Origin of the sequence: Mycobacterium sp. (assembly GCF_025933915.1) — a bacterium.
Lineage (GTDB): Bacteria > Actinomycetota > Actinomycetes > Mycobacteriales > Mycobacteriaceae > Mycobacterium.
In genome coordinates this window covers 1-21,000 of record NZ_JAICZA010000024.1, presented here as the reverse complement: position 1 = coordinate 21,000, position 21,000 = coordinate 1, and the positions used below count along the sequence as shown (strand labels likewise).

Below are 21,000 nucleotides of genomic sequence, written 5' to 3'. Positions count from 1 at the left end.
ACAGTCGGATTGCCCGCCTTCTCCTCCCGCCCCCACGCGGCGCGCATCGTCGCCGGGCTACTGTCGATCCCGATGACGATCGACGTCTGGATGCAACACCCGACGCAACGGTTCCTGCGCAGCGACATGCTGGCGTCCCTGCGGCGCTGGACGGGCGGATCGATCCCCGACGCTGAAATCCCGATCGAGGCGACGCTGGCGTCGATGGACGCCGCCGGCGTGCAACGGGGCATACTCAGCGCCTGGCGCGGCCCGAATGGCCAAGACCTCGTCTCCAACGACGAGGTGGCGCAATGGGTTGCCGCGCACCCGAACCGGTTCGCCGGACTTGCCGCCGTGGACCTCGACCGCCCGATGGAAGCGGTCCGCGAGCTGAGACGGCGAGTCGGAGAAGGGTTCGTCGGCCTGCGGGTGGTGCCGTGGTTGTGGAACGCCCCGCCCACCGATCGCCGCTACTATCCGCTGTTTGCCCAATGCGTGGAGTCCGGGGTGCCGTTCTGCACCCAGGTCGGTCACACCGGGCCGCTGCGTCCGTCGGAAACCGGCCGGCCGATTCCCTACATCGACCAGGTGGCCCTCGACTTTCCCGAACTGGTGATCGTCTGCGGTCACGTCGGCTACCCGTGGACCGAAGAGATGGTTGCGGTGACCCGCAAGCACGAAAACGTCTACATCGACACGTCGGCGTACACGATCAGGCGGTTGCCGGAAGAACTCATCAGATTCATGAAAACTCGTACCGGGCAACGGAAAGTGTTGTTCGGCACCAATTACCCGATGATCTTTCACGAGCATGCGCTGGCGGGGCTGGACGAACTCGGGCTGTCCGACGAGGCTCGACGAGACTTCTTGCGCGGCAATGCCGAACGAGTGTTTCGACTGGAGGCGATCACGTGAACGGCGCCCAGGCCCTGATCAACACCCTGGTCGACGGTGGTGTCGACGTGTGTTTCGCGAACCCGGGCACGTCGGAGATGCACTTCGTCGCCGCATTGGACACTGTGCCGCGGATGCGTGGCGTGCTGGCACTGTTCGAGGGGGTCGCCACCGGCGCGGCCGACGGGTATGCGCGCATCGCCGATCGCCCGGCGGCGGTGCTGCTGCATCTGGGCCCCGGATTGGGCAACGGCCTGGCCAATCTGCACAACGCGCGGCGCGCCCATGTGCCGATGGTGGTGGTCGTCGGCGACCACGCCACGTATCACAAAAAATACGACGCCCCACTGGAATCCGACATCGACGCCCTCGCCCGCACCGTCTCGGGATGGGTGCGCCGCACGGGCGACGCCTCCCAGGTTTCGGCCGACGCCGTCGAGGGCATCGCGGCCAGCCGATGGGGATCGCAGATCTCGACGCTGATCCTGCCCGCCGACGTGTCCTGGTCCGACGGCGCCCAGCTGTTCTCCAACCTGGAGGCACACCCGGCGGGCGCCGACCCCCTGCTGGGGGCCGAGGTGGCCGAGGTGCTGGGCTCCGGGGAGCCGACGGTGATCATGGTGGGCGGCGATGCCACCCGCCGCGCCGGCCTGGCCGCGGCCACCCGGATCGCCGCGGCGACGGGCGCGCGCGTGCTGTGCGAGACCTTTCCCACCCGCCTGGAGCGTGGCGCCGGTATCTCCGCCGTCGACCGGCTCGCCTATTTCGCCGAGGCCGCCACGGCCCAGTTGGACGGCGCCAAGCATCTGGTGTTGGCCGGTGCCAAGTCGCCGGTGTCGTTCTTTGCTTACCCGGGCATGCCCAGCGACCTGGTGCCGGCCGGCTGCGAGGTGCACGCGCTCGCCGAACACAGCGGCGCGGCGGACGCGTTGATCGCCCTGGCGGATCAGGTGGCGTCCGGGACAGTGGCGCCGGTGGCGGCCGCGTCGCGTCCCAAGCTGCCCACGGGCGCGCTGACTTCCGCGTCGGCGGCCGACGTGATCGGGGCGCTGATGCCGGACCGGGCGATCGTGGTCGACGAGTCGAACACGTCGGGCGTGCTGCTCGCGCAGGCCACCGCCGGGGCGCCGGCGCACGACTGGCTGACCCTGACCGGCGGGGCGATCGGCTATGGCATTCCGGCGGCGATCGGTGCCGCGATCGCCGCCCCGGATCGGCCGGTGCTGTGCCTGGAATCCGACGGCTCGGCGATGTACACGATTTCCGGATTGTGGACCCAGGCGCGGGAAAACCTCAACGTCACCACCGTGCTGTACAACAACAGCGCCTACGATATCCTGCGGATCGAGCTGCAACGGGTCGGTGCCGGATCGGCCCCCGGGCCCGAGGCGCTCTCTCTGCTCGATTTATCTTGCCCCACAATGGATTTCGTGAAGATCAGCGAGGGCATGGGAGTACCCGCCCGACGGGTCACCACCGGCGAGGAGTTCGCCGATGCGCTGCGCGAGGCGTTCTCGCAACCCGGGCCGCATTTGATCGACGCCGTCGTGCCGTCAATAACGGGCTAGGCTCGGCACCCTGCTCAGCAGCCAGTCGGTCAGCGTATTGACCACGTCGACTCCCGTTTCGAACGCGCCGTCGTGGGCGTCCGCCGCCAGCGCCACGCCCCACTGCCCGGATTGGGTGGGGACGATCCCGAATTGCCGGACCAGGTACTCACCGTGCGCCCCCGGCCCCCAACCCCCCTTTGCGGCAACCCCTTTGGCGGCCAATCCCCATCGGTCACCGGTGGTGAGCTGTTGCATCAGGTCGATCACCTCGGCGGCGTCGGGAATGGTCGGCAGCTCTGCCGCGAACCGCGCTTGGCGCTGCAGGTTCCACTGGGTTTGGCCGAACGCGGTGAAGCCACGGCGGAGTCGGCGTGACTCGACCACCGTCGCGGTGTCACCGCCCTCGGCCACCACGACCTGAACCTGCCGCGCCGCGTTGCTCGGCTCGCCCAATTGCGACCACAACCGCTCGGACGCGCGATTGTCGGACTCGGTGATGGCCTTCACCGCAAAATCGCGGGCCCCGAGCCAGTCGTTGCGCAGCGCCGCTATCGCCAGGGGCACTTTGATCGTCGACCAGGCCACACCGGACCACCAGCTCCCCAGCGAAAACGTTCTGTCCGGCCGGGCGATGGCGACGCCGACGCTCGCCGGTAGCGCGGCGGAAAGCTGCTCAAAGCTCGCCTCGAGCGCGAGCTCCAGAGGGCGTGCAGTCATGCGCCGGTTTCGGTATCGGCGTGCGTGACCAATGTGCCGAGGCGGGGATCCGGCGCATCAACCATCGCATCTCCTCTTCTTCGCGGCATGCTCATGAAGTGTCGCACAACGCGCGCAGGCCACGATCGATATGGATCGCGACGCCCGTCGGGCACGTTGCCAAAACGCGTCGGCCCGGTGCGCTAGCGGTGGATCTTCCACACGGGGTCGGCGCAGTCGACGCCCTGGGCGGCCAACTGTCGCTTCAGCACTTTGAAGGTCACCGTCCGCGGGAGCTCGGCGCTGACCCGCACGTACGACGGCCACTGCTTGGGTCCCAAGTCCGGCTGCTCGGCCAAAAAGGCGCGGAACTTCTCCTCATCGAACTGGGTGCCCGGCGCCATCACCACGGCGGCCATGACTTGATCTCCGACTATCGCGTCGGGCACCGGGTACACCGCCACCTCGGTGAGGTCGGGGTGGCGCAGCAACACCCGCTCGATCGGGGCCGCACCGAGGTTCTCGCCGTCGACGCGCATCCAATCACCCAGCCGCCCAGCGAAATACGCGTATCCGGCGTCATCGCGGTAGGCGAGATCGCCACTGTGGTACATCCCGCCGGCCATCCGCTCGGCCTCGGCCGCCTCGTCGTTGTAGTAACCCTCGAACCGCCCGGGCCCGGCGGCGTTCACCAGCTCGCCGACCACGCCCGGCGGGCACACCGCGCCGGTTTCGGGATCTACGATGTCGATTCCCTGCGGAAGTGGGCCCAGGGAACCCGGCGGTGTGTCCGGTGTGCGTGCGATGGCCACACCCCCTTCGGTGGAACCGAACCCGTCCTGGACGACGCAGCCGAATCTGCGGCCGAAGAGCTCGATGTCATCGGGTACACCCTCGTTGCCGTACACCGCGCGCAGCGGGTTGTCCGCGTCGTCGGGCCGCTCGGGCGTGGCCAGCACGTACGACAACGGCTTGCCCACGTAGTTCGCGTAGGTGGCACCGTAACGGCGCACATCGACGATAAAGTTCGACGCGGAAAACTTGCGTCGCAAGGCCATTGATCCCTCGCACGCCGCGGCCACGGCCCAACCGACCAGGACCGCGTTGGAATGAAACAGCGGCATCGACACGTAGCAGACGTCGTCGCGGCCGAGCCCGAAGCGCTGCGACATCGTCACACCCGCGATCGCGACCTTGCCGTGGCTGCACTTGACCGCCTTCGGCTCGCCGCTGGTACCCGACGTGAAGATCAACATGAACAGGTCGGCCGGCGAGGCGGACTGAAAAGACATTTCCGCGCCGCTTCGGGAGAGGGTGTGCGCGGCGACCTCGTCGGCCCACTCGGGGGAGTCGGCGTTCAGGTGCTCGATATCGGCCAGCGTCTCAGACGATTTCGAGTCGGCGAGCACCAATTGGCAGTCGGCCCGGTCGATGTCGCGCTGCAGTGCCTCGCCGCGGCGCACCGGATTGAGCCCCACCGGCACGATCCCCGACATTCCCGCCGCCACCAGCATCGCCGAGAAGAAGGGGGTGTTCTCCAGCAGCACGCCGACGTGCGGCGGCCGGGCGGGGTCGAGGCGCTCACGCAGCGCCGCGGCAATCGCGGCACCATGCTGCAGGTGATCACGCCAGCTGATGAACGAGTCCTCGAAGTAGACACCCCGATCGTCGATCTCGGTCAGCGGCGCCAGCAGCTTGGTGACCGTCAGGTCGTCGGTGAGTTCCATCTCGCCTAAGCGGGCGTCTCCGCCAGCTCACGGCCGATGCGCCGCAGTTGCCCGGTGGCGCCGCCCAGGGCGAACTCGGTCTCCTTGGCGGCCAGGAAGTAGCGGTGCGCCGGGTGATCGGTGTCGACGCCGACGCCGCCGTGCACGTGCACGATCGTGTGCGCCACCCGGTGACCGGCGTCGGCGGCCCAGAACGCCGCGCTGGCGACGTCGATCTCGGCCGGAACGTCTTCCGAGACTCGCCAGGCAGCCTGGGTGAGCGTGAGCCGCAACCCCTTGACGTCGATGTAGCCGTCGGCCAGTCGCTGCGACACCGCCTGGAAGCTGCCGATCGGGCGGTCGAACTGCTCACGCTCGCGCGCGTATTCGGCGGTCATCTGCAGGCCACGCTCGAGCACTCCGAGCTGGAAAGCGCTGCGGCCCAAGTCGCCGAGCGCGCCGAGCCACGTCACGACCTCGGGGCCGCCGACCTTGCGGCTTTCGTCCACCTCGGTCCCCTCCAGCGCGAGGTGCCCGACGCTGCCCAGGCCGGTGGTCTCCAACGCGGTCACGGTGACGCCGGGGTCGTCGGCGGTAACCAGGAAAACCACGGTGCCGGAGTCTGTCTCGGCGGGAACCAAGAAAGCGTCGGCGACCGGGCCGAATCCGACCTGGGTGCGCGTTCCGGTCAGTCGGTAGCCGGCGCCGGCGCCGACCGCCCGCACCGGGCCCTCGCCCATCTCGCCGTCGAGGGCGACGCCGAGCGTCTTCTCGCCGTTGACCGCCGGCACGCCCCAGCTTTGTTGCAGCTCTTCGGAGCCGAACCGGGCCAGCGCCCCGGCGCCCAGTACCACCGACTCCAGGTAGGGCACCGCGGCCAGCTGGTGTCCCAGCGCGACCAGGATCGCGATCTGCTCGAGCGCGCCGAAGCCGTCGCCGCCCAGCGATGATGCCGACGCGCTGGACAGGATGCCGGCGTCGATCAGCTTTTGCCACAGGTCACGGTCGAACCGCTGATCGAGCCCGTCGAGCTCACGCTGGTGTTCGGGTGTGCATACCGAGTCCACGATGGTGTCGACCAGGTTGCCGAGGTCGTTCGCCGCTTCGGTTGTGGTGAAATCCATGAACGTCCGTCCTTCTATTACCTAGCGGCTCAACGGTTTCGGGGCAGGCCGAGGGCGACCATGCCGATGATGTCGCGCTGCACTTCGTTGGTGCCGCCGCCGAAGGTCAGGATCAGGCAGGCCCGATGCATCCGCTCGACCCGGCCGCGCAGCAACGAGCCCGGCGAATTCTGGCGCACCGTCGCCGCGGTACCCAGCACCTCCATCAGCAGTCGGTAGGCCTCGGTGGCCAGCTCGGTGCCATACACCTTGGCCGCCGATGCATCGGCGGGCGACAGGGCTTCACTCGCTGCCGATGCCAGCTCCCAGTTGATCAGCTTGAGGACCTCGGCCTTGGCGTGCACCCGGGCCAGGTTGAGCTGCACCCACTCCGAGTCGATGAGCCGGGCGCCACCGGCGTCCTTGGTGTTCTGTGCCCATTCGCGAACCTCGCGCAGGGCCAGGAAGATCGGTTGCGGAGAGACGAGGGCGACCCGCTCGTGGTTGAGCTGGTTGGTCACCAGCTTCCAGCCGCCGTTCTCCTCGCCGATCAGGTTGGTCACCGGGACGCGCACGTCGGAGTAATAGGTGGCGCTGGTGTCCACACCGGCCATGGTGTGTACCGGCGTCCACGAGAAGCCCTCGGCGGTCGTCGGCACCGCGATCATCGAAATGCCGCGGTGTTTCTTGGCCTCGGGGTTGGTGCGCACCGCCAGCCACACCCAGTCCGCATAGGCGATCAGGCTGGTCCACATCTTCTGGCCGTTGATCACGTAGTCGTCGCCATCGCGCACGGCGGTGGTGCGCAGGTTGGCCAGGTCGGTGCCGGCGCCCGGCTCGGAGTAGCCGATCGAGAAGTGCAGCTCGCCTGCGGCGATCTTGGGTAGGAAGAATTTCTTCTGTTCCTCGGTGCCGAACGCCATGATCGTCGGCGCCACGCTGTTGATCGTCAGGAACGGCACCGGCACGCCCGCGATCGCGGCCTCGTCGGTGAAGATCAGCGAGTCCATCGGGGAGCGGTCCTGGCCGCCGTACTCCTTGGGCCAGTTCAGGGTGAGCCACCCGTCCTTGCCCATCTGCGCGACGGTGTCACGGTAGGCGGTGCCGGTCCCGACCTCGCCCTGTGTCGAGGTCAGCGCCTCGCGACGTTCCGGGGTCATCAGCGTGGTGAAGTACGACCGCAGCTCGCGACGCAGCTCCTCCTGTTCCGGGGTGTAACTGATACGCATTTCAGCCGTCCTTCACGTTAACGACGTCGGAGTAACAAGCCTCGTCACAGGCTGCAGCTTGACCAACGGCTACCCGTTCGCCTTCCCGGTTGTAACACGTTCTAGTCTGGGAATCCAGCGACCGTTTCGCCAGAGGTGTCGGGGCCCTATGGTGGACCTACATACAGATGAGGCGTGTCCTCGGTGACGGCCAGGTTCAAGGAGGGTGTGCTGTGCGGGTGATCGTGGACCGTGACCGGTGCGAAGGTAACGCAGTGTGCTTGGGAATTGCACCCGATATCTTCGACCTGGACGACGAGGACTACGCCGTGGTGAAACTCGACCCCATTCCCGCCGATCAGGAGCAGTTGGTCGAGCAGGCGATCGCCGAATGCCCGCGCGCCGCGCTTTCCCGCGGCGACTAATCCGAGCCCAGAGCGCGCAACCCGAAACTAGAGGTATTCATAAATTGACTAGCAGCACGAACGCGACCGATCTCTCCGGCAAGGTCGCGGTGGTGACCGGTGCGGCCGCGGGCCTGGGACGGGCCGAGGCGCTGGGCCTGGCACGCCTGGGAGCGACCGTCGTCGTCAACGACATCGCCGCCGCGTTGGATGCCTCCGACGTCATCGACGAAATCAACTCCGCGGGCTCGAAGGCGATTGCCGTGGCCGGCGACATCAGCGAACGCGCCACGGCCGACGAGCTGGTCGCGCAGGCCGACGGGCTGGGTGGGCTCGACATCGTGGTCAACAACGCGGGGATCACCCGCGACCGGATGTTGTTCAACATGTCCGACGAGGAGTGGGACCTGGTCATCGCCGTGCACCTGCGCGGTCATTTCCTGCTGACCCGCAACGCCGCCACCTACTGGCGCTCCAAGGCCAAGGAGGCGGGCGGCCAGATCTTCGGCCGGATCGTCAACACCGCGTCGGAGGCCGGCCTGGTCGGCCCGGTCGGGCAGGCCAACTATGGCGCCGCCAAGGCCGGCATCATTTCCCTCACGCTGACGGCCGCGCGGGCGCTGGGCCGCTACGGCGTGTGCGCCAACGCCATCTGCCCCCGCGCGCGCACCGCGATGACGGCCGACGTCTTCGGCGACGCACCGGATGCGGAAGCGGGGGGCATCGACCCGTTGTCGCCGGAGCACGTCGTCAACCTGGTCAAGTTCCTGTCGTCTCCGGCCGCAGCGGAAGTCAACGGCCAGGTGTTCATCGTCTACGGTCCACAGGTGACATTGGTCGCTGCGCCGACCGTGGAGCGCAAATTCAGCGCCAACGGCGCCGCTTGGGACCCTGCGCAGCTGAGCGCGACATTGCAGGATTACTTTGCTGGCCGTGATCCTGAGCACAATTTTTCGGCGAGCGGACTGATGGCACAATAGCCATTCGCGGCCGATCGATTGGGGGGAATCGCCAGGTAGAACGTGTGTCAGTTTGACACGTGACAAGTGCGTCTGACCTGGCGAATTAACGGTTGGGATAAGAAGTGCTGTTCATTGACACGGTGAACTTGTTCTGAGTTAATATGATCCGGCTCACACCGAGCCCCGTGCGACCGTAGACAACGCGAAAGCCAGCCATAGACTTCGCCGAGACCAGCCGAGGGGGGAACCGAGTTGATTGAGCAACTTTCGGTCCCCGCCCGCGCCATCGGCGGATTCTTCGAAATGATGATGGACACCGGCCGGGCGGCTTTTCGCCGGCCGTTCCAATTTGGTGAGTTTCTCGATCAGACGTGGATGATCGCTCGCGTGTCGCTGGTTCCGACGCTGCTGGTGTCCATCCCGTTCACGGTGTTGGTGGCCTTCACCCTCAACATCCTGCTGCGCGAGATCGGCGCCGCCGACTTGTCCGGCGCCGGGACGGCATTCGGCACGATCACCCAGCTGGGTCCGGTGGTGACCGTGCTCGTGGTGGCCGGCGCCGGTGCCACCGCGATCTGTGCCGACCTCGGCGCCCGCACGATCCGCGAGGAGATCGACGCGATGCGGGTGCTGGGCATCGACCCGATCCAGCGACTCGTCGTACCCCGTGTGTTGGCGTCGACGGTGGTGGCGCTGCTGCTCAACGGCTTGGTCTGCGCCATCGGTCTTTCCGGTGGTTACGTGTTCTCCGTCTTCCTGCAGGGCGTCAACCCGGGCGCGTTCATCAACGGCTTGACCGTGCTGACCGGTCTGCGCGAGCTGGTTCTCGCCGAGGTCAAGGCGCTGCTGTTCGGTGTGATGGCCGGGATGGTGGGCTGTTACCGCGGCCTGACCGTCAAGGGCGGCCCCAAAGGCGTGGGTAATGCGGTCAACGAAACCGTGGTCTACGCCTTCATCTGTCTGTTCGTGATCAATGTGGTGATGACCGCCGTCGGCGTGCGAATTTCGGCGAAGTGACGAGACGGGTGAGCACGCAATGAGTTACGACGTCACGCTGCGATTTCGTCGCGTCTTTTCGCGGCTGCAAGAGCCGGTTGACGACTTCGGTGAGCAGGCGTTGTTCTACGGGCAGACCATGCGGTATGTCCCCAACGCACTCACCCGGTACCGCAAGGAGACGATCCGGCTGATCGCCGAGATGACCATGGGCGCGGGAGCTCTCGTCATGATCGGCGGCACGGTCGGTGTTGCGGCGTTCCTGACCCTGGCCTCCGGCGGGGTCATTGCCGTACAGGGGTATTCGTCGCTGGGCAACATCGGCATCGAGGCACTGACGGGGTTCCTGTCCGCCTTCCTGAACGTCCGGGTGGTCGCGCCGGTGATCGCGGGTATCGCGCTGGCGGCCACCATCGGTGCCGGCGCCACCGCCCAATTGGGTGCCATGCGGGTGTCGGAGGAGATCGACGCCGTCGAGTGCATGGCGGTGCACTCGGTGTCCTACCTGGTATCGACCCGCCTGATCGCCGGCCTGATCGCGATCATTCCGCTGTACTCGCTGTCGGTGCTGGCCGCCTTCTTCGCCGCCCGCTTCACCACGGTGTACATCAATGGGCAGTCGAAAGGCCTCTACGACCACTACTTCAATACGTTCCTGATCCCGTCGGACCTCCTATGGTCGTTCCTGCAGGCCATCGTCATGTCGATCGCGGTCATGCTCGTGCACACCTATTACGGCTACAACGCCAGCGGCGGTCCGGTCGGCGTCGGGATCGCGGTCGGCCAGGCCGTGCGGACGTCGTTGATCGTCGTGGTCGTCATCACTTTGTTCATCTCGCTCGCTGTGTATGGGGCGTCCGGTAACTTCAACCTCTCCGGATAAGAGGACCGCTTAAAAGGACATGGCAGACACAGGGGCGAAACGCACAACCGTCCGGCTGGCAGCAGCGGTGCTGGCCAGCCTGATGGTGGCTTTCGCTGTGCTGACTTACCTTTCGTACACGGCGGCCTTCGCGTCGATCGACACGGTCACCGTGTCGGCGCCGCGGGCCGGGCTGGTGATGGAGAAGGGCGCCAAAGTCAAGTACCGCGGCATCCAGATCGGCAAGGTCGAGACGATCGATTATTCCGGTGACCAGGCCCGGCTGACGCTCGGCATCGACAGCGATGACATGCATTTCATCCCGTCCAATGCGACGGTGCATATCGCGGGCAACACCATTTTCGGTGCCAAGGCGGTGGAATTCCTTCCGCCTCAATCGCCTTCGCCGACTTCACTTCGTCCCGACGCGCATGTCGCGGCGTCGGCGGTGCAGCTGGAAGTCAACACCTTGTTCCAGTCGTTGATGGACCTGCTGCACAAGGTCGACCCCGTCGAACTCAACGGGACGCTGAGCGCGTTCGCCGAAGGCCTGCGTGGCCATGGCGACGACCTGGGCGGCATCTTGTCGGGTTTGAATACGCTGACGCGCCAAGCGAATCCGAAGCTGCCCGCCTTGCAGGAGGACTTTCGCAAGGCCGCGGTTGTGGCGAACGTCTACGCCGACGCCGCCCCCGACCTGACCACCGTGGTCGACAACCTGCCGACGATCAACAAGACCGTCGTGGACCAGCAGAAGAATCTCGACAACACGCTTCTGGCCACCATCGGCCTGTCGAACAACGCCTATGACACGTTGGCGCCGGCCGAACAGGACTTCATCGACGCCATCAACCGGTTGCGAGCCCCGCTCAAGGTGGCTGGTGAGTACTCACCGGAATTCGGCTGCCTGTTCGGCGGTATCGACCGGGGCCTCAAAGAGTTCGGACCGATTCTCGGTGTTCGCAAGGCGGGCCTGTTCACGTCGTCGAGCTTCGTGCTGGGCGCGCCGTCGTACACCTACCCGGAATCGTTGCCGATCGTCAACGCCTCGGGCGGTCCGAACTGCCGTGGGCTGCCCGACATCCCGAACAAGCAACACGGCGGCTCGTGGTACCGGGCGCCGTTCCTGGTCACCGACAACGCGAATATCCCGTACGAGCCGTTCACCGAGTTGCAGTTCGACGCGCCCTCGACGCTGCAGTTCCTGTTCCACGGCGCCTTCGCGGAACGGGACGACTTCTGATGGCCGCCTCCGGAATGCCGTCGCACCGCTCGATGATGATCAAGGTCAGCATCTTCGCGGTGGCGATGTTGTTGGTGTCGGCGGGGCTGGTGGTGGTCTTCGGCGACTTCCGGTTCGGCCCCGAAAGCACCTACCACGCAACGTTTACCGACGTATCGCGGCTCAAGTCCGGCCAGAAGGTGCGCATCGCCGGGGTGCCGGTGGGTGCGGTGTCGGACATCAAGCTCAATCACGACAACACCATCGACGTGGCGTTCGGGGTCGACAAGCGCTACACGCTCTACTCGTCGACGCGCGCGGTGATCCGCTACGAAAACCTGGTCGGCGACCGATATTTGGAGATCACTTCCGGCCCGGGGGAGCTGCGCAGGATACCGGCGGGCGGAACGATCAACAGCCAGCACACCCAGCCCGCACTGGATCTCGATGCGCTGCTGGGCGGCCTGCGGCCGGTGCTCAAAGGCCTTGACGCCGACAAGGTCAACACCATCAGCGGTGCGGTCATCCAGTTGCTGCAGGGCCAGGGCGGGGCGTTGTCGAATGTGCTGGCCGACACGAGCGCGTTCTCCTCGGCGCTGGGCCAGCGCGACCAGCTCATCGGTGACGTCATCAACAACCTCAACACGGTGCTGACGACCGTGGACCAACGCAGCGCACAATTTTCGACCAGCGTCGACCAGTTGCAACAACTGATCACCGGGCTGGCCGAGCACAAAGACGACATCGCGGGTGCCATCCCCCCGCTGGCCTCGACGACGACGGATTTGACGGAGCTGCTGAAGAATTCGCGCCGGCCGCTACAGGGCATCCTGGAGAACACCCGCCCGTTGGCCACCGAGATAGACAACCGCGAGGCCGAGGTGAACAACGACATCGAGCAGCTGGGCGAGGACTATCTCCGACTGGCCGCCCTGGGCGCCTACGGGTCGTTCTTCAACATCTATTTCTGCTCCGTGACGATCAAGATCAACGGCCCGGCCGGTGGCGACATCTTGCTGCCGCTGGGCGGTCAGCTGGATCCCAGCAAGGGGAGGTGCGCTTTTGCCAAGTAACGCGAAGCACGAACGTGACCCCCTGCGCACCGGCATCTTCGGCGTGGTGCTGGTGGTCTGCGTCGTGCTCATTGCCTTCGGCTACGCCGGATTACCGTTCTGGCCGCAGGGCAAAATCTACGACGCCTACTTCACCGACGCGGGCGGAATCAACCCCGGCAATGCCGTCTACGTCTCGGGTTTCAAAGTCGGCAAGGTGACCTCCGTGGGTCTGGCCGGCGACAGCGCCAAGATCAGCTTCAGCGTCGACCGCCACGTCGCGGTCGGTGACCAGTCGCTGGCCGCGATCCGCACCGACACCATCCTCGGTGAGCGCTCGATCTCGGTGAGCCCGGCCGGCGGCGGCAAGGCAACCACCATCCCGCTCAGCCGCACCACGACGCCGTACACGCTCGCCGGCGCGCTCGAGGACTTGGGTTCCAACGCGAGTAACCTGAACAAGCCGCAGTTCGAGAAGGCGTTGAACGTGCTGACCGACACGTTGCACGAAGCCACCCCGGAGCTGCGGGGCGCGCTGGACGGCGTCACGTCGCTGTCGCGCACCCTGGACCGCCGCGACGAGGCGCTGCAAAGCCTACTGGCGCATGCGAAGTCGGTCACCGGCGTGTTGTCCCAGCGCGCCGAACAGGTCGACAAGCTGGTCGACGACGGTAACGAGTTGTTCGCCGCGCTCGACGAACGCCGCCATGCCCTGGGTCAGCTGATCTCGGGCATCCAGGATCTCTCGGCGCAGATCTCCGGCTTCGTCGCCGACAACCGCAAGGAATTCGGGCCCGCGCTGAGCAAACTCAACGACGTGCTGTCCAACCTCAATGAGCGTCGCGACTACATCGCCGAGGCCCTCAAGCGGCTGCCCACCTATGCCACCGAGTTGGGTGAGGTGGTCGGGTCTGGCCCCGGCTTCAATGTCAACGTCTACGGTGTGATCCCGGCGCCGCTGCTTGCCACGATGTTCGACTTCTTCTACCAGCCGGGCAAGATGCCGGCCAGCCTCGCCGACTACCTGCGCGGGTTGATTCAGGAACGCTGGGTCATCAGGCCGAAGTCACCATGATGCAGCGGATCGCCGGCAGTCGGGGACTGCGCTATGCCACCATCATCGCGCTCGTCGCGGTGCTGGTGGGTGGCGTGTATGTGCTGTCGTCGCAGGCAAATAACCGCAAGATCGTCGGCTACTTCGCATCGGCCGTGGGTCTGTATCCCGGTGACCAGGTTCGCATTCTGGGGGTTCCGGTCGGCACCATCGACACGATCGAGCCGCGGCCGTCCGACGTCAAGATCACCATGTCGGTGTCCACGGACGTGAAAGTCCCGAAGGACGCCAAGGCCGTCATCATGTCGCCAAACCTGGTGGCGGCCAGGTTCATCCAGTTGACACCGGCATACACCGGCGGGCCGGCGATGGCCGACGGCGCCAGCATCGGCCAGGACCGCACCGCAGTCCCGGTGGAATGGGATGAGGTCAAGGAGTCGCTGACCCAGCTCGCTGTCCAACTCGGCCCGACGGCCGGATCGATGCAGGGTCCGCTGGGCTCGGCGATCAACCAGGCCGCCGACACCTTCGACGGCAAGGGCCAGTCGTTCCACAGCGCCTTGCGCGAGCTCTCGCAAGCCGCCGGGCGGCTGGGGGATTCGCGGGGCGACATCTTCGGCACCGTCAAGAACCTGCAGGTGCTGGTCAACGCGCTCTCGTCCAGCAACGAACAGATCGTGCAATTCGCCGGAAACGTCGCCTCGGTGTCGCAGGTGCTCGCCGACAGCTCGCGCCATCTCGACGGCACCCTGGGGACCCTCAACACGGCGCTGTCAGACATCCGTGGGTTCCTGCACGAAAACAACTCGACGATCATCGATACGGTCAACAACCTCAACGTCTTCGCGAAGACGTTGAGCGACCAGAGCGACAACATCGAGCAGGTGCTGCACGTGGCGGGGCCGGGTATCGCCAACTTCTACAACATCTATGACCCCGCGCAGGGCACGCTCAACGGTCTGTTGTCGATACCGGAATTCGCCAACCCCGTGCAGTTCATCTGTGGCGGCTCCTTCGAGACCGCGGCGGGGCCGAGGGCACCGGACTACTTCAAGCGCGCCGAGCTGTGTCGCGAGCGGCTGGGGCCGGTGCTGCGCCGGCTCACCGCGAACTATCCGCCGTTGATGTTCCACCCGCTCAACACCATCACGGCGTACAAGGGCCAGATCATCTACGACACCCCGGAAACCCAGGCCAAGGCGGCGACCCCGGTCCCGGAGCTGACCTGGGTCCCGGCCAAGGGCGCCCAGAATCCGGGCGCCCAGAACCCGGCGGATCTGCAGGCGTTGCTGATCCCGCCGGCCCCGCCCGCCGGTCCCGCGCCGGCCGGCGCCGCGCCCGCCCCTGGCCCCGCTCCCGGAAGCGCGTTCGGCCCGCTGCCGGGTCCGCCTCCGGGCCAGGCGCCTGGCGGACCGGCCGCCGGCTTGGGTGGTGGCGGATGAACCGAATGTGGTTGCGCACCAGCGGATTAGCAATGGGTGCCATGCTGCTGGGCGGATGCCAGTTCAACGGCCTGAACTCGTTGGCGATGCCCGGCACCGCCGGTCATGGCAGTGGCGCCTACTCAGTCACCGTCGAGCTGCCCGACGTGGCGACGTTGCCGCAGAACTCGCCGGTCATGGTCGACGACGTCACCGTCGGCAGTGTTTCCGGTATTGCGGCCGAACAACGGGCCGACGGATCGTTTTATGCGGCAGTGAAATTGGCGCTGAACAAAAACGTCGCGCTGCCCGCCAACTCGACCGCGACGGTCGCCCAGACATCGCTGCTCGGTTCGATGCACATCGACTTGGCACGGCCCAAGGACAAGCCGGCCGTCGGCCGGCTGACCGACGGGTCGAAGATCGCGGAGGCCAACACCGGTCGCTACCCCACCACCGAAGAGGTGCTCTCGGCGCTCGGCGTCGTGGTGAACAAGGGCAATGTCGGTGCCCTGGAAGAGATCACCGACGAGACCTACCGGGCCGTCGCGGGCCGACAGGACCAGTTCGTCGGCTTGGTCCCCAGGCTGGCGGAATTGACCTCGGGGCTGAACCGTCAGGTCAACGACATCATCGATGCGGTCGACGGACTGAACCGATTCTCGGCGGCCCTGGCGCGCGACAAGGACAACCTCGGCCGGGCGCTGGACACGTTGCCCGAAGCGGTTCGTGTGCTCAACAAGAACCGCGACCACATCGTCGAGGCCTTCGGCGCGCTCCACAAACTGGCGAATGTCACCTCGCACATCCTGGCAAAGACCAAGGTGGACTTCGCCGCCGATATGAAGGACCTGTACTCGGTCGTGAAGGCGCTCAACGACAACCGAAAGAACTTCGTCACCTCGTTGCAGATCTTGCTGACATTCCCGTTCCCCAATTACGGCATCAAACAGGCCGTGCGGGGTGACTACCTCAACGTGTTCACCACGTTCGACCTCACCCTGCGCCGGCTCGGTGAAACGTTCTTCACCACGGCGTATTTCGACCCGAACATGGCCCACATGGACGAGATCCTCAACCCACCGGACTTCTTGACCGGGGAACTGGCCAACCTGTCCGGACAGGCCGCGGATCCGTTCAAGATTCCGCCCGGCACGGCTTCGGGTTCTGAGGGACGGTAGGGGCGGACGCAGATGCATGACAGACTGACCAAGATCCAGCTGGCGATCTTCGCCGTGATCACGGTCATCACCTTGACCGTGATGGCGATCTTCTACCTGCGGCTGCCCGCGACCTTCGGTATCGGAACCTACGGCGTGAGCGCCGATTTCGTTGCCGGCGGCGGCCTGTACAAAAACGCGAATGTCACCTACCGCGGCGTTGCCGTCGGCCGCGTCGAGGGGGTGGGCCTGAGTCCCAACGGCGTGATCGCTCAGATGCGGCTGAACAGCGAGACCGCCATCCCGTCGAACGTCACCGCCACCGTCAAAAGTGTGTCGGCCGTCGGGGAGCAGTACATCGACCTGGTGCCCCCGAAGGCACCGGCATCGAGCAAGCTGAGCAACGGATCTCGCATCGAGCGGCAGAACACCCGGATCGGCCAGGACGTCGCCGACCTGTTGAAGCGTTCGGAGACGTTGGTCAACAGCCTGGGCGACACCCGGTTGCGTGAGCTGCTGCACGAGACGTTCATCGCGGCCAATGGCTCCGGCCCCGAGTTGGCCCGGCTGTTCGAGTCGGCCCGGCTGCTGGTGGACGAGGCCAACGCCAACTATCCGCAGGTCTCGCAGTTGATCGATCAGGTCGGCCCGTTCCTGCAGGCCCAGATTCGTGCCGGGGGTGACATTAAGTCGCTGTCCGATGGGCTGGCGCGCTTCACCTCCGAGGTGCGTCAGGCCGACCCGCAGCTTCGCGACACGTTGACGACCGCCCCGGGCGCCACCGACGAGGCCAGTACCGCGTTCTCCGGTATCCGCCCGAGCTTCCCGGCATTGGCCGCCAGCCTGGCCAACCTGGGTCGGGTCGGCGTGATCTACCACAAGTCGATCGAGCAACTCCTGGTGGTCCTGCCGGCGCTGTTCGCCGCGATCATCACGATGGCGGGCGGTCCTCCTCTCGACGAGGGCGGCAAGCTGGACTTCAAGCTCGACCTCAACGACCCGCCGCCATGCGCCGTCGGCTTCCTGCCCCCGCCGTTGATGCGCACCCCGGCCGACGAGACGGTGCGTGAACTTCCGAAAGACATGTACTGCAAGACCGCGCAAAACGATCCCAGTACCGTGCGTGGCGCCCGCAACTACCCGTGCCAGGAGTTCCCCGGGAAGCGCGCCCCCACTATTCAGCTCTGCCGCGACCCGAAGGGGTACGTGCCGATCGGTCGCAACCCGTGGCGCGGTCCGCCGGTGCCCTACGACACACCGGTGACCAATGGGTTGAACACATTGCCGCCCAACAAGTTTCCCTATATCCCGCCGGGTGCTGAACCCGACCCCGGTACCCCGATCGTCGGACCGCCGCCGCCGGGTGTGGTGCCCGGTCCGGGTCCGCTGCCGAACAAGCAGCCGGCCTACGATCCGCCGCCCCCCAACGACAATGGGCCGCCGCCGCCATTCACGTCGTGGCAGCCACCCGGGGTACCCCCGGTGCCGCCCCAGCTGCCGTATCCGAAGTGGCTGCCCCCTCCGGCGCCGCCGCAGGGGATCAATCCGCCGCCGGCGGGCCCGGGGCCGGAGAAGCCGTGGGGTCCCCCGCCTGGGCCGCAGCCGCAGGCCAGCGGCCCGTCCTACGCCACCTACGACGAAAAGACCGGCGCGTTTGTCGATCCGGCCGGCGGCACTGGTATCTTCGCGGCCGGCGCCACTGGCACATCCGGTGCCGAGAAGTGGGTGGACCTGATGCTTGATCCAAGGCCTATGTAATGGACGCTGGAGTGGACCCTGCCGTGGCGGACGAACAAACAACCCAGCCGCGTGTTCGTCGCCGAGCGTCGCGCGCGGCGGGTCCCGCCAAGGGTGAGTCGACCCAGGACGTCACGGTCCAGACCGATGCTCCGGCCACGCCGAAGAAGCCGGCGAAACCCGTCAAGGCCCTCAAGTCCATCAAGCCGCCGCCACGTCGGCAGCCGCACCGCACCCTGGTCGCGTGGATCTCGTTTGCGGCGGCGCTGTTGGCGGTGGGGGTGCTGGCCGGATGCGTGGCCTTGCTGATCGTGCAGCACCGCCACGCCACCGCCGCGCAGGCACGCGATCAGCGTTTCGTCGACACCGCCACGCAGACGGTCGTCAACATGTTCAGCTACAAGCAGGACAACATCGACGAGAGCGTCAACCGCTTCATCAACGGCACCAGTGGCCCACTGCGGGGCATGCTCGGCGCCAACAACAACGCCGAGAACCTCAAGGCACTGTTCCGCTCCACCAACGCGACTTCCGAAGCCGTCGTCAACGGCGCCGCACTGGAAGGCATTGACACCGTTAGTGATAACGCCTCGGTGTTGGTGTCGGTGCGCGTTACGGTCGCCGACATCGACGGGGTCAACAAGCCGTCGATGCCCTACCGGTTGCGCGTCATCGTGCACGAAGACGACGCCGGACGGATGAGCGGCTACGACCTGAAGTACCCAGACGGGGGTAATTGATGCGATGGCGCCGTCGGCTGCTCATCGTCGCGGGTTACCTTCTGGCCGTGGCGTTCGTCGGGCTGTCCGCGGTCGCCGGCTGGATGTACTGGGAGCGGGTCGAGGTTCGCGGTGAGCAGTCGGCTCGTGCGGTGTTGCCCGGCCTGGCGGCGAAGGAAATACCCGAGGTCTTCGCCTACGACTACCAAACCGTCGAACGGAGCCTGTCGGCCGCGTACCCGCTGTTGACCCCCGACTATCGTGCGGAGTTCCAGAAGAGCGCCAACACGCAGATCATTCCCGAGGCCAAGAAGCGCGAAGTGGTCGTGCAGGCCAACGTTGTGGGCGTGGGAGTCATGTCCGCCAAACGGGAGTCGGCAGCTGTGATGGTCTACATGAACCGGACGGTCACCGACAAGTCACGCCAGCCGCTATACGACGGCAGCCGGTTGCGGGTGGACTTCAAAAAGATCGGTAAGCAGTGGCTGATCGCCTACATCACGCCGATCTAGTCCCGCCGGTAATCGGTCGAAGTCAGTAGCACATCGCAATACCGTTGCAGTACAACGGGTAACGTTCTACCGGGCTGGGCGGCGGCCCGGTCATCGCCAGCGAGAACGGTTGCTTCTTCATCTCCGGCTGCAGCCCGCACACGGCGCCGTGCAGCGTGGTGTGGGTGCCGCTCATCGTTTCGTCGCTGAACGCGAAGGTTTCGGTGGACTGTGCGGTGCCGCCGCCCGGACAGGACACACCGTTGTCCTTGTCGATCTTGAAAGTCCACAGCATGCCGGACATCCGCGCCCGGCCGCTGAAGTTCTGCAGCTTGTCGGCGGCGCTGATCCGCTCATCCGTAAAGCTCACGATGTTCAGCGCGCAGTTCATGGCAAATACGATGGGGTCGGAATAGTCGTTCATGTTGCGCGTTCCGGAGGGCTGATCGCATATCGCCGTGACGGTCCAGGTAACCCCCGACACCCCCGCCTCGTTGAAGGAGTAGTTGCCGTCCGCGGGCGGCCCGAGCGCTTTGGCCGGTTCGCCGGATTGCAGCGCGATTCCCGTTACGACGGCCGTGAAAATGCCGGCACCCGCGGCAAGTCCGTGACGGAGCTTCATGTGATTCCTCCCAGCACGCTGATTTGAGTATCACAGCGTTGGCGCGCAAACACCATGGGTCCTTGCGTATCCGGGCTAATCGGCATCATGGGGTCGCGCCTCGGCGAGCGCATCGAGGAATGACCGCGCCCACCGGTCGACGTCGTGAGCGAGCACCTGGCGGCGCAGTGACCGCATGCGCCGCCGTCCTTCCTCGACGGTCTGGTTGAGCGCGGCCTCGATCATGTCCTTGACCCCTTCGAGGTCGTGCGGGTTGACCAGATACGCCTGCCGCAATTCGGCGGCGGCGCCGGTGAATTCGGACAGGACGAGTGCACCGCCGAGATCGCTGCGGCAGGCGACGTATTCCTTGGCGACCAGGTTCATCCCGTCGCGCAGCGGGGTGACCAGCATGACGTCGGCGGCCACGAAGAACGCGATGAGTTCGTCGCGGGGGACCGGTCGATGCAGGTAGTGCACCATCGGATGCCCGACTTCGCCGTATTCGCCGTTGATGTGGCCGACCTGGCGTTCGATGTCGTTGCGCAGCTGCTGGTAACTGTCCACCCGTTCGCGGCTCGGTGTCGCCAGTTGGATCAGCACGGTGTCGTCGCGCTTGGCGCGGCCCTCCGCGAGCAGCTCCGAAAAGGCCTTGAGGCGAACATCGATGCCCTTGGTGTAGTCGAGCCGGTCGACCCCGAGCAGCACCTTGCGGGGGTTGCCGAGCTCGGCCCGAATCTCCTTGGCGCGCCGCCTGATACCGCGGTGTCGGGCCGTCTGGTCGAGTGCACTGGAGTCGATGGAGATGGGGAAGGCGCCCACCCGAACGACACGGGACCCGAGGTCCACCTCGCCGTACCGCGCCCGCACCCCGACCGCGCCGCGCGATGTGTTCGCGCCGATCAACCGCCGGGAAAGGAACAGGAAATTCTGCGCGCCGCCGGCCAGATGGAATCCGACCAGGTCGGCACCGAGCAGGCCCTCGACAATCTCGGTCCGCCATGGCATCTGCATGAACAGCTCGACCGGCGGGAAGGGGATGTGCAGGAAGAAGCCGATGGTCAGGTCGGGCCGCAGTTCGCGCAGCATCTTCGGGACCAGCTGTAGCTGATAGTCCTGCACCCACACGGTCGCGCCGCGCGCGGCGGCACGTGAGGTGGCTTCGGCGAAGCGGCGGTTG

20 protein-coding genes are annotated in these 21,000 nt (G+C 66.1%); 14 read left to right on the top strand and 6 right to left on the bottom strand.

Going from position 1 to position 21,000, the window contains the following annotated elements; all coding sequences use genetic code 11:
- Positions 1-72 precede the first annotated feature (72 nt).
- Positions 73-897 (top strand): amidohydrolase family protein, encoded by an 825-nt coding sequence (locus Q0W90_RS06055; RefSeq protein WP_297594984.1) that lies wholly within the window; start codon positions 73-75, stop codon positions 895-897.
- Positions 894-2,444 carry an acetolactate synthase large subunit gene (locus Q0W90_RS06050; protein WP_297773619.1) on the top strand — a complete coding sequence of 517 codons (1,551 nt, stop codon included), beginning with the start codon at positions 894-896 and terminating at the stop codon, positions 2,442-2,444. Before Q0W90_RS06055 ends, Q0W90_RS06050 begins: the two co-directional genes overlap by 4 nt.
- Here Q0W90_RS06050 and Q0W90_RS06045 read toward each other — a convergent pair.
- The 4 genes from Q0W90_RS06045 to Q0W90_RS06030 form a co-directional block, all read right to left on the bottom strand.
- On the bottom strand, positions 2,430-3,143 hold the full coding sequence (locus tag Q0W90_RS06045) for a hypothetical protein (protein WP_297594982.1): 714 nt from the start codon (positions 3,141-3,143) through the stop codon (positions 2,430-2,432). The two genes, Q0W90_RS06050 and Q0W90_RS06045, sit on opposite strands and share 15 nt — an antisense overlap.
- Positions 3,144-3,325: 182 nt before the next feature.
- Positions 3,326-4,849 (bottom strand): long-chain-fatty-acid--CoA ligase FadD17, encoded by a 1,524-nt coding sequence (gene fadD17 / locus Q0W90_RS06040; RefSeq protein ID WP_297594980.1) that lies wholly within the window; start codon positions 4,847-4,849, stop codon positions 3,326-3,328.
- 5 nt (positions 4,850-4,854) lie between these two features.
- Positions 4,855-5,952, bottom strand: coding sequence for an acyl-CoA dehydrogenase family protein (locus Q0W90_RS06035; RefSeq protein WP_297594979.1), 1,098 nt, complete (start codon positions 5,950-5,952; stop codon positions 4,855-4,857).
- 29 nt (positions 5,953-5,981) lie between these two features.
- Complete coding sequence (locus tag Q0W90_RS06030) at positions 5,982-7,160, bottom strand: acyl-CoA dehydrogenase (RefSeq protein ID WP_297594977.1); 1,179 nt, start codon at positions 7,158-7,160, stop codon at positions 5,982-5,984.
- A gap of 212 nt (positions 7,161-7,372) precedes the next feature.
- On the opposite strand from Q0W90_RS06030, the gene Q0W90_RS06025 reads away from it, so the two are divergent.
- From Q0W90_RS06025 to Q0W90_RS05970, 12 genes are all read left to right on the top strand, one after another.
- Entirely contained in the window at positions 7,373-7,564 is a 192-nt protein-coding gene (locus tag Q0W90_RS06025) for a ferredoxin (RefSeq protein ID WP_297594976.1), read from the top strand.
- Between the two features lie 44 nt (positions 7,565-7,608).
- On the top strand, positions 7,609-8,523 hold the full coding sequence (locus Q0W90_RS06020; RefSeq protein WP_297773616.1) for a 3-oxoacyl-ACP reductase: 915 nt from the start codon (positions 7,609-7,611) through the stop codon (positions 8,521-8,523).
- A gap of 234 nt (positions 8,524-8,757) precedes the next feature.
- Positions 8,758-9,522 (top strand): ABC transporter permease, encoded by a 765-nt coding sequence (locus Q0W90_RS06015; RefSeq protein ID WP_297594973.1) that lies wholly within the window; start codon positions 8,758-8,760, stop codon positions 9,520-9,522.
- Between the two features lie 19 nt (positions 9,523-9,541).
- Entirely contained in the window at positions 9,542-10,384 is an 843-nt protein-coding gene (locus Q0W90_RS06010; RefSeq protein WP_297594971.1) for an ABC transporter permease, read from the top strand.
- 19 nt (positions 10,385-10,403) lie between these two features.
- On the top strand, positions 10,404-11,606 hold the full coding sequence (locus Q0W90_RS06005; RefSeq protein ID WP_297594970.1) for an MCE family protein: 1,203 nt from the start codon (positions 10,404-10,406) through the stop codon (positions 11,604-11,606).
- A complete protein-coding gene (locus Q0W90_RS06000) occupies positions 11,606-12,658 on the top strand; it encodes an MCE family protein (protein WP_297594969.1) in 1,053 nt (350 codons plus the stop codon). The genes Q0W90_RS06005 and Q0W90_RS06000 overlap by 1 nt, the downstream gene beginning before the upstream one ends.
- On the top strand, positions 12,648-13,712 hold the full coding sequence (locus Q0W90_RS05995) for a virulence factor Mce family protein (protein WP_297594968.1): 1,065 nt from the start codon (positions 12,648-12,650) through the stop codon (positions 13,710-13,712). Before Q0W90_RS06000 ends, Q0W90_RS05995 begins: the two co-directional genes overlap by 11 nt.
- Complete coding sequence (locus Q0W90_RS05990; protein ID WP_297594967.1) at positions 13,709-15,133, top strand: virulence factor Mce family protein; 1,425 nt, start codon at positions 13,709-13,711, stop codon at positions 15,131-15,133. Before Q0W90_RS05995 ends, Q0W90_RS05990 begins: the two co-directional genes overlap by 4 nt.
- Positions 15,130-16,293 carry an MCE family protein gene (locus Q0W90_RS05985; protein WP_297594966.1) on the top strand — a complete coding sequence of 388 codons (1,164 nt, stop codon included), beginning with the start codon at positions 15,130-15,132 and terminating at the stop codon, positions 16,291-16,293. The genes Q0W90_RS05990 and Q0W90_RS05985 overlap by 4 nt, the downstream gene beginning before the upstream one ends.
- Positions 16,294-16,305: 12 nt before the next feature.
- Positions 16,306-18,030 carry a virulence factor Mce family protein gene (locus Q0W90_RS05980; protein WP_297773613.1) on the top strand — a complete coding sequence of 575 codons (1,725 nt, stop codon included), beginning with the start codon at positions 16,306-16,308 and terminating at the stop codon, positions 18,028-18,030.
- Positions 18,030-18,749, top strand: coding sequence for a mammalian cell entry protein (locus Q0W90_RS05975; protein ID WP_297697877.1), 720 nt, complete (start codon positions 18,030-18,032; stop codon positions 18,747-18,749). The genes Q0W90_RS05980 and Q0W90_RS05975 overlap by 1 nt, the downstream gene beginning before the upstream one ends.
- Positions 18,749-19,240 (top strand): mammalian cell entry protein, encoded by a 492-nt coding sequence (locus Q0W90_RS05970; RefSeq protein WP_297594963.1) that lies wholly within the window; start codon positions 18,749-18,751, stop codon positions 19,238-19,240. Before Q0W90_RS05975 ends, Q0W90_RS05970 begins: the two co-directional genes overlap by 1 nt.
- Positions 19,241-19,262: 22 nt before the next feature.
- Here the strand turns inward: Q0W90_RS05970 and Q0W90_RS05965 are convergent, their stop codons facing one another.
- Entirely contained in the window at positions 19,263-19,841 is a 579-nt protein-coding gene (locus tag Q0W90_RS05965) for a hypothetical protein (RefSeq protein ID WP_297594962.1), read from the bottom strand.
- Between the two features lie 75 nt (positions 19,842-19,916).
- Positions 19,917-21,000, bottom strand: a 1,084-nt coding sequence (locus Q0W90_RS05960) for a trehalose-6-phosphate synthase (protein ID WP_297773609.1), incomplete at its 5' end; no start/stop codon positions are given.

What these genes read in the sequence shown, in the direction of transcription:
- Q0W90_RS06055 (WP_297594984.1), top strand. Translation starts at nt 73, where the DNA reads ATGACGATCGACGTCTGGATGCAACACCCGACGCAACGGTTCCTGCGC.
- Q0W90_RS06045 (WP_297594982.1), bottom strand. Translation starts at nt 3,143, where the DNA reads ATGACTGCACGCCCTCTGGAGCTCGCGCTCGAGGCGAGCTTTGAGCAG.
- fadD17 (WP_297594980.1), bottom strand. Translation starts at nt 4,849, where the DNA reads ATGGAACTCACCGACGACCTGACGGTCACCAAGCTGCTGGCGCCGCTG.
- Q0W90_RS06035 (WP_297594979.1), bottom strand. Translation starts at nt 5,952, where the DNA reads ATGGATTTCACCACAACCGAAGCGGCGAACGACCTCGGCAACCTGGTC.
- Q0W90_RS06030 (WP_297594977.1), bottom strand. Translation starts at nt 7,160, where the DNA reads ATGCGTATCAGTTACACCCCGGAACAGGAGGAGCTGCGTCGCGAGCTG.
- Q0W90_RS06010 (WP_297594971.1), top strand. Translation starts at nt 9,542, where the DNA reads ATGAGTTACGACGTCACGCTGCGATTTCGTCGCGTCTTTTCGCGGCTG.
- Q0W90_RS06005 (WP_297594970.1), top strand. Translation starts at nt 10,404, where the DNA reads ATGGCAGACACAGGGGCGAAACGCACAACCGTCCGGCTGGCAGCAGCG.
- Q0W90_RS06000 (WP_297594969.1), top strand. Translation starts at nt 11,606, where the DNA reads ATGGCCGCCTCCGGAATGCCGTCGCACCGCTCGATGATGATCAAGGTC.
- Q0W90_RS05990 (WP_297594967.1), top strand. Translation starts at nt 13,709, where the DNA reads ATGATGCAGCGGATCGCCGGCAGTCGGGGACTGCGCTATGCCACCATC.
- Q0W90_RS05985 (WP_297594966.1), top strand. Translation starts at nt 15,130, where the DNA reads ATGAACCGAATGTGGTTGCGCACCAGCGGATTAGCAATGGGTGCCATG.
- Q0W90_RS05980 (WP_297773613.1), top strand. Translation starts at nt 16,306, where the DNA reads ATGCATGACAGACTGACCAAGATCCAGCTGGCGATCTTCGCCGTGATC.
- Q0W90_RS05975 (WP_297697877.1), top strand. Translation starts at nt 18,030, where the DNA reads ATGGACGCTGGAGTGGACCCTGCCGTGGCGGACGAACAAACAACCCAG.
- Q0W90_RS05970 (WP_297594963.1), top strand. Translation starts at nt 18,749, where the DNA reads ATGCGATGGCGCCGTCGGCTGCTCATCGTCGCGGGTTACCTTCTGGCC.
- Q0W90_RS05965 (WP_297594962.1), bottom strand. Translation starts at nt 19,841, where the DNA reads ATGAAGCTCCGTCACGGACTTGCCGCGGGTGCCGGCATTTTCACGGCC.